We start from the raw sequence: 20,513 nt of genomic DNA, 5'->3' as shown, positions 1-20,513 counted from the left end.
CTCCCCCGCCGCGCCGACGTCCGCCCGCCGTCAGCGGTAGTCGTCCTCGTCGGCGGTGACCACCCGGGCCTGCTCCATCGCGTCCCAGTCGTCGACCTCCAGGCCCCGGTGCGGCTCGGCGTCGGTCTCGTCCGGGCCGATCACGGCGGCCTGCTCCACCGCGTCGGCCGGCTCGGCCTCCGGGTCGCGCTCCTCCGGGTCGAGGTGGTCCGTCGGGGTGAAGTCCTCGTCGGGCTGAGCCATCGTCCCTCCCTGCTTCCGGTGGCCTACCCGTCCACCGTACGGGCTGGTGGGGGTGGTCGCCCGGAGGCGCGGGAACACCGGAACGCCCCACCGGGACGACCGGGCGGTGCCAGGATGGGCCGGTGGGCTTCCTGATCCGACTGGTGATCACGGCGATCGCGCTGTGGGTCACCACGCTGATCGTGCCCGGGGTCGACGTCTCCGGGCGCAACGGTGCGAACACCGCCCTCACCCTGCTGGTGGTGGCGCTGATCTTCGGCGTGGTCAACGCGGTGCTCAAGCCGGTGATCAAGGTGGTCGGCTGCGTGTTCTACCTGCTCACCCTGGGGTTGTTCGCGCTGGTGGTGAACGCGCTGCTGTTCCTGCTGACCGACCGGATCGCCCGCGCCCTCGACCTGCCGTTCCGGGTGGACGGTTTCTGGGCCGCCTTCTGGGGGGCCATCGTGATGGCGGTGGTGACCTGGCTGATCAGCGTCGTCGTGCCGGACCGTCGGGAGACCCGGTGAGGCCGACGGGTGGACGGTCGCCGGGGCGGTGGTGTCCGCCGCCGCCTCCTGCGGGATACTGCCGACGGTGGACAGCGCGGTCCGGCGCACCGATGGAAGTCAGCGGCCAGCGCGGCCGAGAGCGGTAAGTTAAGGAGCTTTTCACATGCCCATCGCTTCCCCCGAGGCTTACGCGGAGATGCTGGACCGGGCCAAGGCCGGCCGGTACGCGTACCCCGCGATCAACGTGACCTCGTCGCAGACCCTGAACGCGGCGCTGAAGGGCTTCGCCGACGCGGAGAGCGACGGCATCATCCAGGTCTCCACCGGTGGCGCGGAGTACCTGTCCGGCCCGTCGGTCAAGGACATGGTGACCGGCGCGGTGGCGTTCGCCGCGTACGCGCACGAGGTGGCCAAGAACTACCCGGTCAACGTGGCGCTGCACACCGACCACTGCCCGAAGGACAAGCTGGACGGCTTCGTCCGGCCGCTGATGGCCATCTCCCAGGAGCGGGTGAAGGGCGGCCAGGAGCCGCTGTTCCAGTCGCACATGTGGGACGGCTCGGCCGTGCCGGTGGCCGAGAACCTGGAGATCGCCGCCCAGCTCCTCGACGAGGCCGCCAAGGGCAAGATCGTCCTGGAGATCGAGGTCGGCGTCGTCGGTGGCGAGGAGGACGGCGTCGAGAACGCCATCAACGACAAGCTCTACACCACCGTCGAGGACGGTCTGGCCATGGTCGAGGCGCTGGGCCTGGGCGAGAAGGGCCGCTACATGGCGGCGTTGACCTTCGGCAACGTGCACGGCGTCTACAAGCCGGGCAACGTCAAGCTCCGGCCGGAGATCCTCAACCAGATCCAGGAGGCGGTCGGTGCCAAGTACGGCAAGGAGAAGCCGCTCAGCCTGGTCTTCCACGGCGGCTCCGGCTCGCTGCTGGAGGAGATCCGGGAGGCGCTCGACTACGGCGTGGTGAAGATGAACATCGACACCGACACCCAGTACGCGTTCACCCGGCCGGTCGCGGACCACATGTTCCGCAACTACGACGGCGTACTCAAGATCGACGGTGAGGTCGGCAACAAGAAGCAGTACGACCCGCGTACCTGGGGCAAGCTGGCCGAGGCCGGTCTCGCCGCCCGGGTCGTCGAGGCGTGCGAGCACCTGCGCTCCACCGGCACCCGGATGAAGTGACCCTTCCACCTGTCCCGCCGACGGCCGGCTCCCCGCCCGGGGAGCCGGCCGTCGGCGTTCACAGCGGTGACCGGGACGGCTGTCGGACGGTCGTGGCGGTGGCCGGGACGCTGCCCGGCGTTCGCAATGGTGGCCGGGACGGACGTCAGGCGGTCGCGGTGAGGACCCGGACCGCCTCCCGCACGTCGTCGGTGAGGTGGATGCTGCCGGACAGGTCACCGAACGGCGAGCCGGCGAACAGCGGCCGCAGCAGGGACTCGATCGGCAGTTCCCCGGTCCAGTACGCCCGGTCCAGGAAGACGTACGCGCCGCTCGCCCCGTCCGTGCCGTAGTACGTCTTCGTCGCCGCCTGGAACACCTCCTGCACGGTGCCGGCCCGGCCGGGCGCGAAGACGATCCCGCCCCGGGCCAACCGCAGGATGGTGTCCTCCCGGATGGCGTTGGAGAAGTACTTGGCGATCCGGCCGGCGAACAGGTTCGCCGGCTCGTGCCCGTACAGCCAGGTGGGGATGGCCAGCCCGCCGGACCGGGCCCAGTCCAGGCCGGGGCCGCGCTGCTGCGGCACCGTGGCGGCGTAGCGGTCCCGGACCGCCAGCGCGGCGGCCGTGTACCGGTCGTGGTCGGTGAAGTCGGGGGCCACCGCCAGCAGGTCGATCGCGGCGTCCAGCTCCCGTGCCGGCCGGGCCGCGAGGAACGCGCCCAGGTTGGCCGCCTCCATCACCCCCGGGCCGCCGCCGGTCACCACCAGCCGGTCGGCCCGCGCCAGCTCCCAGCCCAGCACCGCCGCCATCCGGTACGGCGCACTGCCGCGCGGCACCGCGTGCCCGCCCATCACCCCCACCACCGACTGTGGCCCGTGGGTGGCCAGCCAGGTGCGGGTCGCGTCGGCCAGGGCGTTGTCCACCCCGTGGTCGTGCAGCCGCTGACCGAGCGCCTCCTTCACGTCCGGCAGGGCGCCGCCGTGGGCGCGGAAATGGTCGTAGACCCGGGTGTCGTACATTCCGGCGAACCCGGCGTCGGCGAACCCTTCGGCCAGGTCGGTCGGGGTGTAGAGGTGGGCCGGTTGGGTCGGGTAGGGCAGGCCCGAGAAGGGCGGGACCACGTTCGCCCCGCGCCGGACCAGGTCGGCCCCCACCTCCCGACCGGCGAACCGGCAGCCCACGAAGAGGGTGCCGGCCACGTCGGTGGCGGTGAGGTCGGGAATCGGATCGAGATCGAGGCGGAGCCCCTGCACGGTCAACCCGGCGAGGCTGCCGGCGACCAGGTGGCGGTCGAACTCGGCCCGGGTCTCGATCTCGTCATGACTGGTGTCGTGCGGCGCGAGGACGTCCGCGGGAGGTGGGGTCGGCACCCCGCCATCCTGCCCCCAGCCCGCCACCACCGCGCGGCGACCGGGGTACGACGACAGGAGCCCGGTGACCGAGGCCACCGGGCTCCTGCGTAACCGGGTCCTGGGGAGGCTCCGGACCCATAGTTGTAGTGGAAAAAATTACCGGGCGGCATGGGCCACAGGGTCGGCCGACGGCGACCGCCGGGATCGACCATCCGAGCCGGGAGGTCCACCGGCGGGGCCGCCGGGCCGGTACCGTCGGCCGACGGTTCACCCGATCGGACCGACGGTTCACCCGATCAGGTCACAGGCGTGATCCAGACCTCCACCGTTCAGCCAGCGTACCCACCCGACCCCCTCGCGCCGCGCGGTGCGAAGCGGGTTGAATGGGGCGATGCAGAACCTGTTGCCTGAGCCTCCGGCCACCCTCCTGCCCGCCCACGAAGAGGCGGACGCCGCTCTGGCCGCCGCCGCGGAAACGGGCACCGACGAGGCGTACGCCGAGGTCGCGGCCCGCTTTCCCACCCACAGCGCGGCCTGGGCGGCGCTGGCCACCCGGGCCCTCGACAGCGGGGCGGTGATCGCGGCGTACGCGTACGCCCGCACCGGTTACCACCGCGGTCTGGACCAGTTGCGGCGCAACGGCTGGAAGGGGCACGGCCCGGTCCCGTGGTCGCACGCCCCGAACGAGGGCTTCCTCCGCTGCCTCTACGTCCTGTCCCGGGCCGCCGGGGAGATCGGCGAGGCGGACGAGGCCGCCCGGTGTGCCCAGTTCCTCCGCGACTGCGACCCGGCGGCCGGGGACGCCCTCGCCAGCGCCTGACCCGCCCGACGGGCCTCACCCTGTCGTGCGGCCCGCCCCGACTCCAGTCGGGGCGGGCCGTGGGTCCGGGGTGGTTCAGAGCCCTTCGGCCACCGCGGCGGCGATCTTCAACCAGGCGTCCCGGGTGGCGGAGGAGAGCCCGCCGTACCGGATCGGCTCGCCGGTGTCGATCAGCCGCTCGTACGGCGCGAGCAGCACCGCCCTGGTCCGGGCGGCGAAGTGTTCCTGGATGGCCGGCAGGTCGATCTCCTTGCGGGACGGCGGCATGGACACCACCGTGACCGCCTGCCGGACGAGCCGCTGCCGGCCGCTCTGCTCCAGGTGGTCGAGCATCCGGGCGGCCGTCTCCGCCGAGTCGTTACGGGCCGACATGGTGACCACCAGCTGGTCGGTGGCGTCCATCGCGGCCTGCCAGTTCTGTGCCCGGACGTTGTTCCCGGTGTCCACGAAGATGAGCTTGTAGAACCGGCTCACCACCTCGCGGATCTCGGCGAACGCCGCCGCCGTCAGCATCTCGCCGCCGGTGGCCGACTCGTCCGAGGCGAGCACGTCGAACATGCCCTCGCCCTGGGAGCGGACGTACTGCGACAGGTCGCCGATCCGGCCGTGCGGCCCCTGGAACTGCCCGAGGTCCCGCAGCATGTCCCGGACGGTACGGGAGTGGAAGTCCTGCTGCGCCCGCATGCCGAGGGTGCCCTGGGTCTCGTTGTTGTCCCAGGCCAGCACGTAACCGCCGCGCTTCTGCCCGAAGGTCATCGCGAGCAGCAGGATGGCCACGGTCTTGCCGGCGCCGCCCTTGGGGTTGACCACTGTCACCTGGCGCAGCCCGCCGAAGTTGCGGCGCACCATCTCGATGTCCCGCTTGACCTCCTGCTCGTGCTGCCCCGGCGGGAGTTTCACCAGGCCGATCTTGTTGACCATGGCGCGGACGCCCATCGTGGCGACCGGGTCGGCCGGCCTGATCTGGCGACGGCGGGCGAAGTCCTCGGCGGTCGGCGCGATCCCACTCTCCGGCGACCACCCCAGATCCGGGTACCCGGCGAGGGCTGCCGGGTCGGGATACGCCGGCGCGGGCGTCCCGCCCGGGGTCGGCTGTTCCGGCCAGGACGGTCGGTACCAGCCGCCGGGCGACTGCTGCCCGGGCGGCACCGGTCCCGTCGGGCCCGTCGACCCCGGCCGGAGTGACCCGGGAACCACCGGTCCGGTGCCGGCCGGGCTGCCTGCGCCCGGGTCGGACCGGCTCGGGTCGGCGTGTTCCGGTCCGGGTCCGGTCGGGTCGGCCTGTGTCGTGGCGGTTCCGGTCGGGTCGGCCTGTGTCGTGGCGGTTCCGGTCGGGTCGGCCTGTGTCGGGGCGGTTCCGGTCGGGTCGGCCTGTGTCGGGGCGGTTCCGGTCTGGTCGGGCACGGTGGGAGGAGGCGGTGGTGAGACCGGTGCCTGGGGCAGGGACGCGTCGGGTGCCGGGTACGGGGGGACGACCGTCACGCCTGCCTCCGGTGGGTGGTCGACCGACGGTGCCGGTTCCGATGGCGACGGACCGGGCACCGCCGCCGACGGTTGGCTGACCGCGCCAACCGGCACGGCGGCACCGGCCACGTCGTCGACACCGACCGAGACGCGCTGAGGTGGTAGCGCCCACGGGGATTCGCCCCGGCCGGCGTGCTGGGCCGGCACCGCCGCCAGACCCGTCGTAGCTGGATCAGGCTCATGGATCTTGGAGGTTTTCGGCCCCTCCAGGGGCCGAAAACCTCCAAGATCCAACTCGGTCGGGTCGGTTCCGTTGGTCATGACGTTCCCATTGCTCGGACGGGCCGACGGGACAGGGTGAGGTGCACCTTCCGGCGGTTCCGCCTCGGTGGACGGAGCAGGCCCGAGGGTGGGTCCGGCCGGCTGTGACGGTGCGCTGGCGAGCGACGGGTCCAGACTGAAGGGCAGATCGAGATCCACCGCACCGACCTGATCCGGCACCACCGCGGACGGTTCCCGGCCGGCCGCACCCCCGGCCTCCGGCCGGAGCCCGGCTGTGGACGGTCGGGCCGCCGTACTACCCCCGACCTCCGACCGGGGACCGCCGGAGTTGGGACGCCGACCGTCGTACCCCGGCGGGCCGTCGCGCCGGGGCTGTTCCTCGTGTCTGGGCTGTTCCTCGTGGCGGGTCAGATCGCCGTACCCGGGCTGGCCGTCGTGGGCGGGAGCATCGTCGAACGCGGCCACCGGACCGTCGCCCGACGGGGTGCCGTACCCGTGGAAGCCGTCATAGCCGTACGGCGGATCCGGGGCGGGGAACCGCGCGGGGTCCTGGTGGGCGGGCGTCCAGCCATCGCCGGGCGGGGTCCAGCCACTGTCGGGCGGGACCGGCGGCACTTCCAGGGCCAGCGACGGGTACGCCGTCGGTGGGTACACCGGGGTGGGCTCGCTGGCCCACTGGGGCACCGGGTCGGCCGGGTCGGGCGGCCAGAGCGGTTCGATGTCCCGCCCCGGCCCAGGCTGCTGGCCGGAGGGTCCTGCCCGGTCGGCGTTGTCGTCCACCACGGATCCCCTCCATTCCTCCCGTCGAGGATAGGCGTCCCGTTCCCACTACGCCGGGTGACGGGGGCGGGTGGTGGTCAGCCCGTGAAGACCGCCCAGGCTGCGGGCTCGATCCACCAGGACCGCTTGCGGCTCAGCTCACCCTCGGCCCCGTCGTCGAGGAAGGGCACCCGGTCGTCGCGGGGGATCACGGCCACCGCCCGGCCCCGGGCCCGACGTACCTCGTACCTGATCTTCTTCTTCCTGCCCAACGTCGGGCGGGTCGGCACCGGAACGGCCACCGCGACCTCCACCAGACCGTCGGCCGGATCGGGGGCGGTGAGCAGCGGTAGCGAGTCGAGGGTGGCGTACCCGCCGGCGTTGCCGATCGCGCAGGCCAGGATCGGGTCCGTGCCGTCGGAGAGCACCGCGTCGTCCACCTCGACCCGGCCGCGCCAGAGCAGCGGCCGGCCGGCGTCGTCGGCGGCGCCGAGCAACGCGCCGTCCAGGGTCACCGAACCGCCGTCGTTGCGCAGCAGGTCGAGCCGGCGTACGCGGCCGTCGAGCACCGCCGTGGCCACCGCCGCCGGATCCCGGGGCAGGCCGAGCTGCCCGGCCAGGTCCCGGTGCGGGCCACCCCGGGCGGGGTCGAGCGGGAGTACGCCGATCGGCGGCAGATCGGGCAGCGTCCGGTCGCCGGCCAGCTCGGCCGGGCGGCGGCTCGGCGGTGGGGCGTACCGACGGACCAGCCGGCGCACGACGGCGCGCAACTGGGCGTCGCTGGCGGCGGCGACCACCAGCCGGACCTTGCTGTCCGGGTCGGGCCAGGTGAGGCCGTCGGGGCGGGCCGGGGCGTCCAGCCGGGCCAGCACCTCGTCGATCCCGGCGTCGGAGCGGGCGGTGACGGTCTCCACCCGGGCACCCCGGGCGGTCAGCGCGTCCGCGCAGGCCAGCACCGGCACACGCGGCGTCTCGCAGCGCTCCCCGCCCGGCGGCGCGGCCGGTTTCCCGGTGGCCTCGGGAGCACCGCCACAGCAGGCGTCGCCACTGCCGCAGCCCCCACCGGGAGCGTCCCGGTCCGAGCCGAGAGTGAGCAGCACCACGTCGTACACCCCGGGCCTCCTGCCTTCCGACGCGAACCCCTGCCGGCCACGCCGTTTCTACTTGTTAGCCTGACACCCCGGGCTCGCCAACCGGTCGCCACCTGGCACCCGAGCCTTCTGGAGGCGGAAAAGATGCCAGCGATCGTGCTCATCGGTGCTCAGTGGGGCGACGAGGGCAAGGGCAAGGTTACCGACCTGCTGGGTGAGCGGGTCGACTACGTGGTGCGCTACTCCGGCGGCAACAACGCCGGCCACACCGTGATCACACCCGACGGGCAGAAGTACGCGCTGCACCTGATGCCGTCGGGCGCGCTCTCCCCGAGCGCGATGATCGTCATCGGCAACGGGGTGGTGGTCGACCCGAAGGTGCTGCTCGCCGAGATCGACGGGCTCGCCGAGCGCGGGGTGGACGTGTCCCGGCTGCGGATCTCCGGCGACGCGCACCTGATCATGCCGCACCACCGGGCACTGGACCGGGTGGTGGAGCGCTACCTCGGGTCGTCCCGGATCGGCACCACCGGGCGCGGCATCGGCCCGGCGTACGGCGACAAGGTCGCCCGGATGGGGATCCGGCTCCAGGACCTGCTCGACCCGGGCATCCTGCGCAAGAAGCTGGAACTCGCGCTGCGGGAGAAGAACCAGCTGCTGTTCAAGGTCTACAACCGCAAGGCGATCGACGTCGAGGAGACCGTCGAGGAGTATCTGCGGTACGCGGAGCGGCTCAAGCCGTACATCGCGGAGACCCGGGTGATGCTCTGGGACGCCCTCGACCGGGGTGAGACGGTGCTGCTGGAGGGTGCCCAGGCCACCATGCTCGACATGGACCACGGCACCTACCCCTTCGTCACCTCGTCGAACCCGACGGCCGGTGGGGCGTGCGTGGGCGCGGGCATCCCGCCGACCGCGATCACCGGGGTCATCGCGGTGAGCAAGGCGTACACCACCCGGGTCGGGTCCGGTCCGTTCCCGACCGAGCTGTTCGACGACAACGGGCAGCACCTGCGCAAGGTCGGCCACGAGTACGGCACCACCACCGGCCGGGAGCGGCGCTGCGGCTGGTTCGACGCCGTGGTCGCCCGGTACTCCTGCCGCCTCAACGGCGTCACCGACCTGGTCATCACCAAGCTGGATGTGCTCACCGGCCTGCCGAAGGTCCCGCTCTGCATCGGGTACGAGATCAACGGCGAGCGTTTCGACGACATGCCGATGACCCAGACCGACTTCCACCACGCCACCCCGATCTACGAAGAGCACGACGGTTGGTGGGAGGACATCAGCAAGGCCCGTACCGAGGACGAGCTGCCGGAGAACGCCCGCCGCTACATCGCCCGCATCGAGGAGATCACCGGCACCCGCGTCAGCGTGGTCGGTGTAGGCCCCGGCCGCGAAGAAAACGTGGTCCGCCACCCCCTCCTCCCCTGACCCCCCCGCCCCCCTCCCCACCCCCATCCCCGCCCGCCCGCCCCACCCCCGCCCGCCCCACCCCCGCCCGCCCCGGTGATCAAGAGATTCACGTCAACGTCCTGCGACGTGTTGACCCAAACCTCTTGATCACCGGTGTCTGACGGGTTGGTGTGCGGTGATCAAGAGGTTTGGGTCAGGGATGGCGCGTGATCTTGACGTAAATCTCTTGGTCATCGATCGGCGATGGCTGGTTGTCCACAGGGTTTTCCACAGGGGTCGACGTTCTTGTGGATGGTGGGTGAGGGTGGGGCGGTGATGCCGCTCGAACTCATCCACCGTGTCGCCCTCGGGCAGGACGGGATGGTCACCACCACGCAGGCCCTCGCGGCCGGGCTGACCCGCGACCACATCAGACAACTCTGCCGCTCCGGTCGGTGGACGAGGCTGTCCCGTGGCTGCTTCGCGCCGGGTGGAGGGCCGCCCGGCGCGACACCCGACCGGGTCCGCATCCGGGCGGCGGTGACCAGCCTCGGCCCGGGTGCCTTCGCGGTCCTCGGCAGCGCGCTGGAGCTGCACGGCATCACCGGAACACGCCGGCACCCGGCCATCCACGTCTCGGTACCGGTGGACCGGCCCCGCCCGCAGCGACGCACCGACTCCGCGCTCGTGATCCATCAACTGACCGTGGACCCCGACGACATCGTCGACGTGGCCGGCATTCCCGCCACGTCACCATTGCGTACGGTGACCGACCTGATCCTCCGGCTGGGCCGGTATCCGGCGGTGTCCGTGCTCGACTCGGCGTTGAACCGGGGGTTCGTCACCCCGGAGAGCCTGGCGACCGTGCCGGCGCTGGTCCGGGGCCGACGAGGTGCCCCGGCGGCCAGGAGCCACCTCGGTGAGGCGGACGGGCGGGCGCAGTCACCGTTGGAGACCTGGGCGCGGTTGCGGTGCGTCGACGGCGGCGTCCCACCCGACGTGCTGCAACTGGAGGTCCGTGACGAGGACGGTCACCTGCTCGGCCTCGGTGACCTGGCCTGGCGTGCCGCCCGGCTGATCGCCGAGACCGACGGGGCAGGTCCACACGGTACGCCCGAAGCCCTCTTCGCCGACCGCCGTCGGCAGAACCGGCTGGTCAACGCGGGCTGGAGGATCCTCCGATTCACCTGGTCCGACGCTCTCCGCCCGGACTACATCCCCCACACGGTCCGCCAGGCGATGTCCCTTATCCGCCGCACCTCCCGCCCCACCAACCCGCACTAGCCCCCCAACGAACCCTCCCTCCCATCAACCCCGGTAGTCCCAGCCCCATCCCGCCTCGCCCGGCCAGACCACCAGACCACCAGGCCACCAGGCCACCAGGCCCAGCCGGTCCTGCTTCCCCACCCGGCTCACCCTCCCGACCCCTCCCTCAGCCCGGTGATCAAGAGCTTTGCGTCAATCGATCAAGAGGTTTGCGTCAAAGTTGATCTCTAACTTGTCACAAACCTCTTGATCACCGGGATGAGTGGGGTGGGTCGGGGGCGGAGCGGGGTGGGGGCGGAGCGGGGTGGGTGGGTGGGTGGGTGGGTGGGGGCGGGGCGGGGAGGGTGGGGGTTCGGGGGTGGTGGGTAGGATTCGACGCCGTGCGCGTACTTCTTCTGGGTGGTGGCGGGCGGGAGCATGCGCTCGCCCTCGGGTTGGTCGGGGATCCGGCTGTCGAGGCCCTGTTCGCGGCGCCCGGTAACCCGGGGATCGCGGGCTTGGCGGAGCTGCGGCAGGTCGATCCGGTGGATCCCGCCGGGGTGGCCGCGTTGGCCGTGGAGGTCGGTGCCGACCTGGTGGTGATCGGGCCGGAGGCGCCGCTGGTCGCCGGAGTGGCCGACGCGGTACGCGCCAAGGGCGTGGCCGTGTTCGGGCCGTCGGCCGAGGCGGCCCGGCTGGAGGGCTCCAAGACCTTCGCCAAGGAGATCATGACGGCGGCCGGGGTGCCGACCGCCCGCGCGTACACCTGCACCGACGCGGAGAGTGTCGGGTGGGCGCTGGACGAGTTCGGCACGCCGTACGTGGTGAAGGACGACGGGCTGGCCGCCGGCAAGGGCGTGGTGGTCACCGACGATCGGGCCGCCGCGCTGCGACACGCGCAGGAGTGCGGCCGGGTGGTGGTCGAGGAGTACCTGTCCGGCCCCGAGGTGTCCCTGTTCGTGGTGACCGACGGTGAGGCCGCCCTGCCGCTGCTACCCGCGCAGGACTTCAAGCGGGTCGGCGACGGCGACGCCGGCCCGAACACCGGCGGCATGGGGGCGTACGCGCCGCTGCCGTGGGCGCCGCCCGGCCTGGTCGACGAGGTGATGGCCGACGTGGTCCATCCGACGCTGGCCGAGCTGCGCCGCCGGGGCACCCCGTTCGGCGGTCTGCTCTATGTCGGGCTGGCGCTCACCGCCGCCGGCCCCCGGGTGATCGAGTTCAACGCCCGGTTCGGTGATCCGGAGACCCAGGTGGTGCTGGCGCTGCTGGAGACCCCGCTGGCCGGGCTGCTGCACGCCGCGGCGACGGGCACGCTGGCCGCGCACCCGCCGCTGCGCTGGCGCGACGGCGCGGCGGTCACCGTCGTGGTCGCCGCCGAGGGTTATCCGGCCGCGCCACGTACCGGTGACGTGATCACCGGCGCCGACCACCCGGGCGTCATCCACGCCGGCACCGCCCGCCGGGCCGCCGACGGCGCGTTGCTCTCCGCCGGCGGCCGGGTCCTCTGCGGTACGGCCACCGGCCCCGATCTGACCGCCGCCCGTGATGCCGCCTACGCCCTGGTACGCGGCATCGAGCTGGCCGGTTCGCACCACCGTGGCGACATCGCGGCCACCGCGATCGACGGCCGGATCACCGTCCCCGACTGATCAGAGCAGGGCGAGGGCGGCGGCGATGACCCGTTGGGCGGTGGCGCTGAGCTCCTCGCCCTTGGCGTCGGTGCCGGTGATCGAGTACTCCACCCGGAACCGGCCGTCCCGGCTGGAGGCGATGCCGGCGAGGTAGCCGTACCGGGAACCGGTCTTGATCCACAGGGCGTCGCCGTCGGGCAGCGGGAACGCGGTGAGCCCGGTGCTGTAGCGGGCCGGCCCGCCGTCGACGTCCGGCACGGTCGGCAGGGTGAACATCGTGGTGAGCTGCGCCGCCGGCACCACCCTCCCGGCGAGGAGCGCGGTGAGGAAGACGTCCAGGTCGGTCAGGCTGGAGATGATGTTGCCGGAGGCCGGGGTGAAGGTCTGGCTCCAGGTGGTCACGTCCACCAGTTCGGTCCGACCGTCGCGGACGACGGCCTGGTAACCGTGGGCGTGTGGTCCCCGGATACGCGGGTCGTCCCCCGGCGCGTAGGTGTCGCGCAGGCCGAGCGGCCGGGCGATGCGCCGGTCCAGTTCCGTCGCGTACGAGTGCCCGGTGGCCTTCTCGATGAGCATCCCGGCGACGATGTAGCCCATGTTGGTGTAGTGCTGCTTCGTGCCGGGGTCGAACTCGCGGGGGTTGTGGAGCCCGAGCCGGACGAGCTGCTCCGGGGTCCACCGGTCGTACCGGTGGGCGAGCTGCCACTCGATCCCGTCGGGGACGGTGGGGCTGGGCAGGCCGCTGGTGTGGTCGAGCAGCTGCCGGACGGTGACGGTCGGGTAGCCGGCGGGGAGCAGGCCGGGGAGGAGCCGCTGCACCGGTGCGTCGAGACCGATCCGACCCTCGGCGACGAGTTGCAGCACCAGGGCGGCGGTGAAGGCCTTGGTGACGCTGCCGGCCCGGAACCGGGCGTCCGGGGGCACGGGCGCCTGGCTGCGCAGGTCCCGTACGCCGCTGGTGCCGGTCCAGCAGCCGTCCGGCGTGGTGATCCTGACCTGGGCGCTGGTGGCGTCGCCGTCGGGCAGCCCGGCTATCGCCTGCTGGAGGGGGGCCGGGTCGAGGGTGCCGGGCCGGCAACCCGGATCGCCGCGACGGTCACCGGCGACAGCGGCGGGAGAGGAAACGCGGGCGGCAGCGGCGGGAGACTGAAAGCGGGCGGCAGCGGCGGGAGACTGAACGCGGGCGGGGGCGGCTGCGGCGACCGTCCCGGGTGCCGCGACAGCGAGCAGGGCACCGAGCGTCGTGGCGACGAGCACGGTACGCCGATTCATGATCTTCATGGTGTCGAGCCTGCCGGCCGCGGCGATCGGCGGCATCCGGGAGACTCCCGCGCCCGACCCCGATCGTCGACTCGGGGTCACCGGCCGGGGCCGGCCCGCACCCCCGCTCATCGACCTGACCCGCCAGGCCCCGCCCTGCCCTGCCAGGCCCCGCCAGCCCCGCCCGGACGTCGGGTCGGGCGTCAGCCGTAGTAGCGGCGGAGTTCCCGGGGGACCACCTTGCCGGTGGCGTTGCGCGGCAGGTACTTCACGAAGATCACATCCCGGGGTACGGAGAACCGGGCCAGATAGTGCCGGACGTACTCGCGTACCGCCTCGGGGTCGAGCGCGGTGCCCGGGTGCAGGGCGAGGAAGGCGGCGAGCCGTTGCCCGTACTGCGGATCCGGCACGCCGAGCACGGCGGCCTCGCGCACCTGCGGCAGCCGGGTGAGGAGGTCCTCGACCTCGGACGGGAAGACGTTCTCCCCACCGGAGACGATCATGTCGTCGGCCCGGCCGTCGACGAAGAGCAGACCCTCGTGGTTGACCCGGCCGAGGTCGCCGGTGTCGAGCAGCCCGTCGTGGGTCTCCCGGCGGACGCCCGAGGTGTAGCCCTCGAAGAGCATCTCGTTGCCCACCAGGATCCGGCCGACCCGCCCGGCCGGCACCGGCTCCCCGGCGTCGTCGACGATCTCCAGCCGGGTGCCGTGCGGGGGGCGACCGGCGGTGGTGGGGGCCTGGCGCAGGTCGGCGGGGCCGGCGATGGCGGCCCAGGAGACCTCCGTCGAGCCGTACAGGTTGTAGATCACCTCGCCGTAGCTGTCCATGAACCGGTTGGCGAGGCCACCGGGCAGCGCCGAGCCGCTGACCGCGACCACCTTCAGCGGCGGCCGGGGATCCGGTGGCGGCACGTCGAGCAGGCGTTGCAGCATCACCGGTACGGCGAAGAGCGCCTGGCACCGGTGCGTCACGAGCGCGTCCAGCGTGGCGGCCGGGTCGAACCGGCGGTGCAGCACGATGGTGGCGCGCAGCGCGAAGGCGACCTGGAGTGCGGCGTACCCCCAGGTGTGGAAGATCGGGGCGGCGATCAGCACGGTGTCCCGGGCGTGCAGCGGGATGCGGTCGATGATGGACACGAGCGGGCCGAAGCCGGTGGGGACGGGCCGGCGGGCGCCCTTGGGTGCGCCGGTGGTGCCGGAGGTCAGCACGATGGTCCGGCCGTCCTGTGTGGGCGGTGCGGGCCGGTCGCCGGGGAGCGCGGCGGCGATCAGGTCGTCGAGGCCGTGTTCGTCGACCCGGCGCACCTCGGCGGGGACGCCGAGGATCCGCTCGGCGAACTCGCTGTCGTGCACCAGCACCCTGAGCCGCTGCTCCTCGGCGACGGTGACGAGCTGCGCGGCGGAGAGCCCGGTGTTGACCAGCACCGCGTCCGCGCCGAGCAGGGTGGCGGCGACGATGCCCTCGATGAGGCCGTGGTGGTTGCGGCAGAGCAGCCCCACCCGGTCGCCGGCCTGCACCCCGAGCCCGCTGCGCATCGACCGGGACAGCCGTTCGGCCCGGTCCAGCAGCTGCCGGTAGGTGAGCTGGTCGCCGTGCTCGTCGACGACGGCGATCCGGTCCGGGTCGCGGGCGGCGGCCTGCCGCAGCTCACCGGCCATCCCCCAGCCCCACCGACGGAGGGCGGCGAGCTGCGAGGCCACCCGGACGGGGTGTCCGGGGTTGAGCAGTCCCCGTCTGGTCAACGTGGCCACGATGAACGGCAGGTCCATCCGGCGGCCTCCTTCGGGGTGCGTCGTGAGGGCGGGCGGGTGCCCTCACCAGGGGTTCCTCCTCGATCATGCGCCTGTTCCGGTGGGCGGCCCAACCGCCGCGGGGCGGGGGCCGCCCAGCGTGGACGGGGGGTGACCGGCCTGTCGACCGGCGGCGACGGTCAGCGGATCTGGAGGCCGGAGATGGCGCGGGAGATGACCAGCCGCTGGATCTCCGAGGTGCCCTCGAAGATGGTGTAGATCTTGGCGTCCCGGTACCAGCGCTCGACCGGGTGGTCGCGCAGGAAGCCGGCCCCGCCGAGGAGCTGGACCGCCCGGTCGGTCACCGAGACGGCCACCTCGCCCGCCCTGAGCTTGGACATCGAGCCCTCGCCGGCGGTGAACGGCCGGTTGTTGCGGCCCATCCAGGAGGCCCGCCAGACCAGCAGCCGGGCGGCGTCGATCTCCGTCCTCATGTCGGCGAGGGCGAACGCGACGGCCTGGTTCTCGATGATCGGCCGGCCGAACTGGACCCGTTCCTTCGCGTAGTCGAGGGCGTACTCGTAGGCGGCCCGGGCGACGCCGAGCGCCTGCGCGCCGACGGTCGGCCGGGACAGCTCGAAGGTACGCATGGCGGCCTGGCCGCTGGCCCGCTGGCCGGACCGGGCGCGGGCCAGCCGCTCCTCCAGCGCCTCCCGGCCACCGAGCAGGCAGCGCCCCGGCACCCGGACGTCGTCGAGGAAGACGTCGGCGGTGTGCGAGGCGCGCAGGCCGAGCTTCTTCAGCTTGCGGGTCGCGTGCAGCCCGGCCGTCCCCGGCGGTACGACGAACGCGGCCTGCCCGCGCGAGCCCAGTTCGGGCGCGACGGAGGCGGTCACCACGTGCACGCGGGCGATCCCGCCGTTGGTGGCGTACGCCTTCTGCCCGCGCAGCACCCACTCGTCGGTGGCCCCGTCGTAGACGGCCCGGCTGCGCATCGCCCCGACGTCGGAGCCGGCCTCCGGCTCGGTGGTGCAGAACGCGGCGACGGCGGGCTCGTCGACGGTGCCAAAGCACTGCGGCACCCATTCGACGAGCTGGTCGGGGGTGCCGGCGCCGTAGATGGCGGCGACCGCGAGGGAGGTGCCGAAGATGCTCAGGCCGATGCCCGCGTCGCCCCAGAAGAGTTCCTCACTGGCGATCGGCAGGGACAGGCCGGTGGGGTCGGCCCAGCAGGTGGCGAGGAACTCGAAGCCGTAGAGGCCGATCTTCGCCGCCTCCTGGATGACCGGCCAGGGGGTCTCCTCCCGGGCGTCCCACTCGGCGGCGGCCGGGCGCACGACCTCGGCGGCGAAGCCGTGCACCCAGTCCCGCAGGTCCCGCTGTTCCTCGTTCAGGTCGAGCGAGAACTCGGCCACGGTCAGGCCTTGGGGATGTCGAACAGGTTGGCGATGTTGGCGGCCAGGCCCAGGTCGCCCTTGGCCTTGAGCTTGCCGGTCATGAACATCATCACCGGGTTGGCCCCGCCGGAGACGATCCTGAGGAACTCGACCGGACCCATGGTGAGGCTGAGCTTCGGGTCGCGGGCGGGGGTCTCCGAGACGGCGCAGGTGCCGTTCTCGATGACGATCTCGTAGGTGTCGGTGCCACCGTCGGGACGGCCGGTGATGTTCCAGTGCAGGACCGCGTTGGTGGCACCGGCGCGGTCGGCGCGGAAGATCTGCGGCATCCGGCCGAAGACCTCGTTGAGCACCTTGCCGCGCAGGTCGCCGGACATCACCTCGGCGATCTTGTCGTCCGGGGTGGACTTGACCAGCTGGGCGAACTCCTTCGGGCCGTAGTGGGCGAAGTTGGCCGGGTCGAAGTCAGTCATGGAAGTTGCACCTCTCGGGGCGGACCGGTTCTGGTTACTCTCGCGTAACCTTACGCACGAGTAGGTATGCTCGCAAGGGTGTCCAGCACCCCCAGCTTCAAGCGCCTCCCCCGGGCCGTACGCGAGCAGCAGATGCTCGACGCGGCGGTGAAGGTCTTCTCCCGACGCGGGTTCCACGCCGCCAGCATGGACGAGATCGCCGAGGACGCGGGCATCTCCAAACCGATGGTCTACGCGTACCTCGGCACCAAGGAGGAGCTCTTCATCGCCTGCCTGCACCGGGAGGCGGCCCGGATGATGCTGACCATCGCCGGGGCCGCCGATCCCGACCTCCCGGCCGACCAGCGGCTCTGGCGCGGCCTGCGGGCCTTCTTCGGCTTCGTCGGCGCACACCGCGACGGCTGGGCCGTGCTCTACCGGCAGGCCCGGGGCTCCCCGCCGTTCGCCACCGAACTGGCCGCGATGCGCGCCCGGCTGGTCGAGGTGGTCGCCGGCATGTTCGACCACGCGCTGCGCGCCCGGGGCCGGGAGATCGCCGCGACGGAGCTGGAGGTCGTCGCGTACGCCCTGGTCGGCGCCGGCGAGTCGCTGGCGGACTGGCTGGCCGACCATCCGGAGGCCGAGCCGGAGCGGACCGCCACCCGGATGATGAACGTCGCCTGGCTCGGTGCCGCCCAACTCCTCGACGGCGTCACCTGGCGGCCCCCGGCCGACGACTGACCTCCCCGGCAGCGGTCGGCTCAGCGGCGGGTGGCGGCGCGGTAGCGCAGCCAGCGGGCCAGCTCCAACAGCCCGGTGACGGCCAGCGAGAGGCCGACCCCGACGAGCAGGCCCCGGAGCGGATCCCGCTCGAAGGTCAGCCCGCCGAAGTAGCCGAGCAGGCCGCAGTACCCGCTCCAGACCAGCGCGGCGACGGCGTCGAAGAGCAGGAAGCGGGGGAGCGGGTACCGGACGGCGCCCATGGCGAGCGTGACGGCGGTCCGGCCACCGGGGACGAAACGGGAGGTGGTGAGGATCGAGCCACCCCGCCGGTCCACCGCCCGGCGGGCCCAGTCCGAGCCGGCCCGCCGCCGGCTGCCGTCGGGCGAGCAGGCCAGCCGGCGTGCCCCGCCGCCCCGGCCGATGCCGTACGAGACGTGGTCGCCGACGAGTGCGCCGAACGCCGCCGACGCGAGCACGGCGGCCAGGTTCGGCTCGCCGCTGGCGGCGAAGACCCCGGCGGTGATCACCACGGTCTCGCCGGGTACCACCGGGAGGAACGCGTCGACCGCGGTCACCACGATGATCACCAGGTACACCCAGGGTGAGGTGACGGTGTGGTGGAGCAGGTCGAGCACCGACTGCATGCCCCCATGCTCGACGCTGGACGACCGGCCCGGGGCCGAGTCGGCGGATCAGCCCGTGGTCCGGGGCCGAGTCGGTGGTCAGTCCGTGGCCCGGGGCCGAGTCGGCGGATCAGCCCACCGGGCGGGCCGGGGCCGGCGCGGGGTGTTCGCGCTTGTCGGCGGCGGTGGGACCGCGTGAGGTGAGCACCACCGGGGCGGCCAGCGCCCCGGCCACCGCCGCCGGCCAGTCGGCGGGCGGGGCGTCGTACACCGGGCGGGCCCGCAGCAGCCGGGCGGTGAGGGTCGCCTGCCGGTCCAGGTCACCGGGCGGGCCGGGGCGCAACCGGTCGACATCCTCGTAGCGGCGGCAGAGCCGCAGCGCGGGCCGGTCCGGGCCGGGTTCGGCCAGGTCGAGGTGGGTGAGGGCGAGCCCGTCGACCCCACCGGCCACGTCCAGGGCGTACCGGTGGGCCACGGCGTCGAAGTGGCCGAACCGGAACCGGCCCTGCCACGGGTTGGTCGGGTTGTGCGGGTCGGTCAACGGCAGGGACCGGTCCTCGGTGACCAGCGGACCCGGCCCGTGCCGGGTGGTCACCGTCCGCACCACCCCCAGCCGGTACGCCGACCCGGCCGCCCCCGCCTCGGCGAGCAGCGCCTCGGCGTTGGCGAAGGTGGTGGTGCTCCACGTGGTGTACGGGTGGAAGCCGTGCCACTCGTCCAGCAGCACCCCCTGCGCCCCCTCGAAGACGCAGGTCCCCGCCCGCAACACCCCGGCCAGGTACGACCGGTCGACGATCGCCACCCGGTCGGCGAAGCCGGTGAACGCCGGCAGGCAGTCCGCCACCGGCGGGGCGTCCAGCGGGCCGAGTTCGGCGGTGAGCCGCTCCCGGAGCACGGTGAGCCGGTGGCGCAGCAGCTCCGGATCCCGGCAGTCGGCCACCCGGGGGGCCTCGTCGGGGTGGGCGAGCCCGTACCGGACGGACTCGCCCACCCCCAGCCCGCAGGAGCCGTGCCGGGCGGCCCCCCGGGCGATCTCCCGCAGCCGGTTGGCGGCCCGGTGGTACGGCGTGGCCAGCAGCGCCTCCCCGTCCACGGTGAGCCGGTCGAGGGCGTCGGGCACCCCGACCGCGGCGAGGTGGTCGGCCTCGGCGGCCAGCGCCAGCGGATCCACCACCTGCTGCCGGGCCAGGTGGGTGCGTACCCCGGGGTGGAACGTCCCCGCCCCGAACTGGGCGAACGTGTGGTGCCGGCCGTCGGGCCGTACCACGTTGTGGGCGGCCTGCGCACCCCCGTTGAACCGCACCACGGTGTGCACGTGGCGGGTCGCGCAGAGCCAGTCCACGACGGTTCCCTTGCCGGCGTCGCCGTAACCGAGGTCGACCACGATCACGTGCCGGCCGGGCTGTCCGGGGGCGGGGAGGGCGGTCACAGCCGGGTCACCCCACCGGCGCGGTGCGGCGTGGTGGGCAGCGTGGAGACCTCGGTGCGCCGGCCGCCGCCCAGCGGGGCCAGCGCCTTGGACACGGTACGGCCGACGGTGGAGCCGGCCCGGTCCAGGTCACGCAGCCCCTCGTCCAGGTCGATGGCCTGCTCGCCGAGGCCGACGGTGAGCGCGATGGTCTCGCAGACCGCGTCCAGGTCGTCGAGGACGACGGCGCGCTGCCCGAGCAGGTCCCGCCAGAAGTCGAGCACCGTGGCGTTGCCGGCGTAGTGGCTGCCGGCGGGGAGCAGGTAGTAGGTGTCCCAGCGGCGGGTCACCTCGTCGACGATCTGCCGCAACGGCACGTCCTCGCCGAGGTCGTCGCCGATCAGCCGGCGCACCTCCCGCCGGCTCACCCGGGGGTACGCCAGCTCGTCGCCGATGATGAACAGGTAACCGCGCCGGCCCCGCTTCTCCCAGCTGTCGGTGACCGTGTGCCGGGCCATGAAGTACATCGCCAGCTCGTACGACTCGGTCATCTGACCGCCGCCGCCACCCTCCAGCACGATCCGGCCGAGGTCGTCGTCCATCCGGTTGTCCGACTCGAACTGCCCCACCTGCAACGGCACCCGGTCGCAGGTGGCGTCGCCGATCGCGCCGAACATCACCTGCGGGTCGCGGGCGTAGCCCTGGCGCAGCAGCAGCCCGAGCAGCTGCGGCAGCTTGGCCTGGAGGGTGCGGGGCACGTGCCCCATCGAGCCGGTCACGTCGAACAGCACCGCGATGGGTGTCGACTGCGGGTGCTCGGCCGAGTCCCGGCTCTCCCGGAGCGCGTCACGCGGGTCGAGCGCCGGGTGCACGGTGCGGGCGCCGCTGTCGCTGTAGGAGAAGGCGCTCTTGCCCTTCTTCTTCCGGTAGCGGTCGGCGGCGTCGTACACGTCGGTGGACCAGATTCCGCTGCCCATGGC

General features: G+C 73.1%; 18 protein-coding genes. 7 read left to right on the top strand and 11 right to left on the bottom strand.

The genetic code is table 11. The features are described from left to right. Positions 1-30: 30 nt before the first annotated feature. The gene (locus GA0070623_RS17575; RefSeq protein ID WP_067310009.1) at positions 31-243 is read right to left on the bottom strand and encodes a hypothetical protein; all 213 of its coding nucleotides are present in this window, start codon (positions 241-243) and stop codon (positions 31-33) included. A 122-nt stretch (positions 244-365) separates the two neighbouring features. Here GA0070623_RS17575 and GA0070623_RS17570 point away from each other — a divergent pair, with 122 nt between their 5' ends. Together GA0070623_RS17570 and fbaA are read left to right on the top strand one after the other, a co-directional pair. Continuing rightward, on the top strand, positions 366-749 hold the full coding sequence (locus GA0070623_RS17570) for a phage holin family protein (RefSeq protein ID WP_067310012.1): 384 nt from the start codon (positions 366-368) through the stop codon (positions 747-749). A gap of 145 nt (positions 750-894) precedes the next feature. After that, entirely contained in the window at positions 895-1,917 is a 1,023-nt protein-coding gene (gene fbaA / locus GA0070623_RS17565) for a class II fructose-bisphosphate aldolase (protein ID WP_067310016.1), read from the top strand. A 145-nt stretch (positions 1,918-2,062) separates the two neighbouring features. Here fbaA and GA0070623_RS17560 read toward each other — a convergent pair whose 3' ends face one another. Further along, positions 2,063-3,268 (bottom strand): SLOG cluster 4 domain-containing protein, encoded by a 1,206-nt coding sequence (locus tag GA0070623_RS17560; RefSeq protein ID WP_172898526.1) that lies wholly within the window; start codon positions 3,266-3,268, stop codon positions 2,063-2,065. 373 nt (positions 3,269-3,641) lie between these two features. Between GA0070623_RS17560 and GA0070623_RS17555 the strand changes: the two genes are divergently transcribed. Next, the gene (locus tag GA0070623_RS17555) at positions 3,642-4,070 is read left to right on the top strand and encodes a DUF3151 domain-containing protein (RefSeq protein ID WP_067310022.1); all 429 of its coding nucleotides are present in this window, start codon (positions 3,642-3,644) and stop codon (positions 4,068-4,070) included. 75 nt (positions 4,071-4,145) lie between these two features. Here the strand turns inward: GA0070623_RS17555 and GA0070623_RS17550 are convergent, their stop codons facing one another. Next, the gene (locus GA0070623_RS17550) at positions 4,146-5,855 is read right to left on the bottom strand and encodes a chromosome partitioning protein (protein ID WP_407938003.1); all 1,710 of its coding nucleotides are present in this window, start codon (positions 5,853-5,855) and stop codon (positions 4,146-4,148) included. Between the two features lie 818 nt (positions 5,856-6,673). Continuing rightward, positions 6,674-7,687, bottom strand: coding sequence for a diacylglycerol kinase family protein (locus tag GA0070623_RS17545; RefSeq protein WP_067310029.1), 1,014 nt, complete (start codon positions 7,685-7,687; stop codon positions 6,674-6,676). Positions 7,688-7,810: 123 nt separating this feature from the next. On the opposite strand from GA0070623_RS17545, the gene GA0070623_RS17540 reads away from it, so the two are divergent. The 3 genes from GA0070623_RS17540 to purD all read left to right on the top strand — a co-directional run bounded on the left by GA0070623_RS17540 (position 7,811) and on the right by purD (position 11,958). Further along, on the top strand, positions 7,811-9,100 hold the full coding sequence (locus GA0070623_RS17540) for an adenylosuccinate synthase (RefSeq protein ID WP_067310033.1): 1,290 nt from the start codon (positions 7,811-7,813) through the stop codon (positions 9,098-9,100). Positions 9,101-9,397: 297 nt separating this feature from the next. Then, positions 9,398-10,345: a type IV toxin-antitoxin system AbiEi family antitoxin domain-containing protein gene (locus tag GA0070623_RS17535; protein ID WP_089004331.1), complete on the top strand. Its 948-nt coding sequence runs from the start codon at positions 9,398-9,400 to the stop codon at positions 10,343-10,345. A 362-nt stretch (positions 10,346-10,707) separates the two neighbouring features. After that, the gene (purD, locus tag GA0070623_RS17530; protein WP_067303243.1) at positions 10,708-11,958 is read left to right on the top strand and encodes a phosphoribosylamine--glycine ligase; all 1,251 of its coding nucleotides are present in this window, start codon (positions 10,708-10,710) and stop codon (positions 11,956-11,958) included. On the opposite strand, the gene GA0070623_RS17525 is transcribed toward purD, so the two are convergent. The 4 genes from GA0070623_RS17525 to GA0070623_RS17510 form a co-directional block, all read right to left on the bottom strand. Continuing rightward, positions 11,959-13,221 carry a serine hydrolase domain-containing protein gene (locus GA0070623_RS17525; RefSeq protein WP_197699994.1) on the bottom strand — a complete coding sequence of 421 codons (1,263 nt, stop codon included), beginning with the start codon at positions 13,219-13,221 and terminating at the stop codon, positions 11,959-11,961. Positions 13,222-13,403: 182 nt separating this feature from the next. Continuing rightward, positions 13,404-14,969, bottom strand: a complete 1,566-nt coding sequence (locus tag GA0070623_RS17520; RefSeq protein WP_067303251.1) for an AMP-binding protein — start codon at positions 14,967-14,969, stop codon at positions 13,404-13,406. 161 nt (positions 14,970-15,130) lie between these two features. Further along, positions 15,131-16,345, bottom strand: coding sequence for an acyl-CoA dehydrogenase family protein (locus tag GA0070623_RS17515; protein WP_067303254.1), 1,215 nt, complete (start codon positions 16,343-16,345; stop codon positions 15,131-15,133). 2 nt (positions 16,346-16,347) lie between these two features. Then, positions 16,348-16,800: an SCP2 sterol-binding domain-containing protein gene (locus GA0070623_RS17510; RefSeq protein WP_067303257.1), complete on the bottom strand. Its 453-nt coding sequence runs from the start codon at positions 16,798-16,800 to the stop codon at positions 16,348-16,350. A 78-nt stretch (positions 16,801-16,878) separates the two neighbouring features. Between GA0070623_RS17510 and GA0070623_RS17505 the strand changes: the two genes are divergently transcribed. Next, positions 16,879-17,520, top strand: a complete 642-nt coding sequence (locus GA0070623_RS17505) for a TetR/AcrR family transcriptional regulator (protein ID WP_172898418.1) — start codon at positions 16,879-16,881, stop codon at positions 17,518-17,520. Between the two features lie 20 nt (positions 17,521-17,540). On the opposite strand, the gene GA0070623_RS17500 is transcribed toward GA0070623_RS17505, so the two are convergent. The 3 genes from GA0070623_RS17500 to GA0070623_RS17490 all read right to left on the bottom strand — a co-directional run bounded on the left by GA0070623_RS17500 (position 17,541) and on the right by GA0070623_RS17490 (position 20,510). Further along, positions 17,541-18,146: a DedA family protein gene (locus GA0070623_RS17500; RefSeq protein ID WP_067303261.1), complete on the bottom strand. Its 606-nt coding sequence runs from the start codon at positions 18,144-18,146 to the stop codon at positions 17,541-17,543. A gap of 109 nt (positions 18,147-18,255) precedes the next feature. Beyond that, positions 18,256-19,554: an adenylosuccinate synthetase gene (locus GA0070623_RS17495; protein WP_067303264.1), complete on the bottom strand. Its 1,299-nt coding sequence runs from the start codon at positions 19,552-19,554 to the stop codon at positions 18,256-18,258. Continuing rightward, entirely contained in the window at positions 19,551-20,510 is a 960-nt protein-coding gene (locus GA0070623_RS17490; protein WP_067303267.1) for a hypothetical protein, read from the bottom strand. The genes GA0070623_RS17495 and GA0070623_RS17490 overlap by 4 nt, the downstream gene beginning before the upstream one ends. Positions 20,511-20,513 lie beyond the last annotated feature (3 nt).

It is taken from the genome of Micromonospora rifamycinica, assembly GCF_900090265.1.
Classification (GTDB): Bacteria; Actinomycetota; Actinomycetes; order Mycobacteriales; family Micromonosporaceae; genus Micromonospora; species Micromonospora rifamycinica.
The sequence above is the reverse complement of the archived record's forward strand: the minus strand, read 5'-3'. Positions and strand labels throughout refer to the sequence as shown.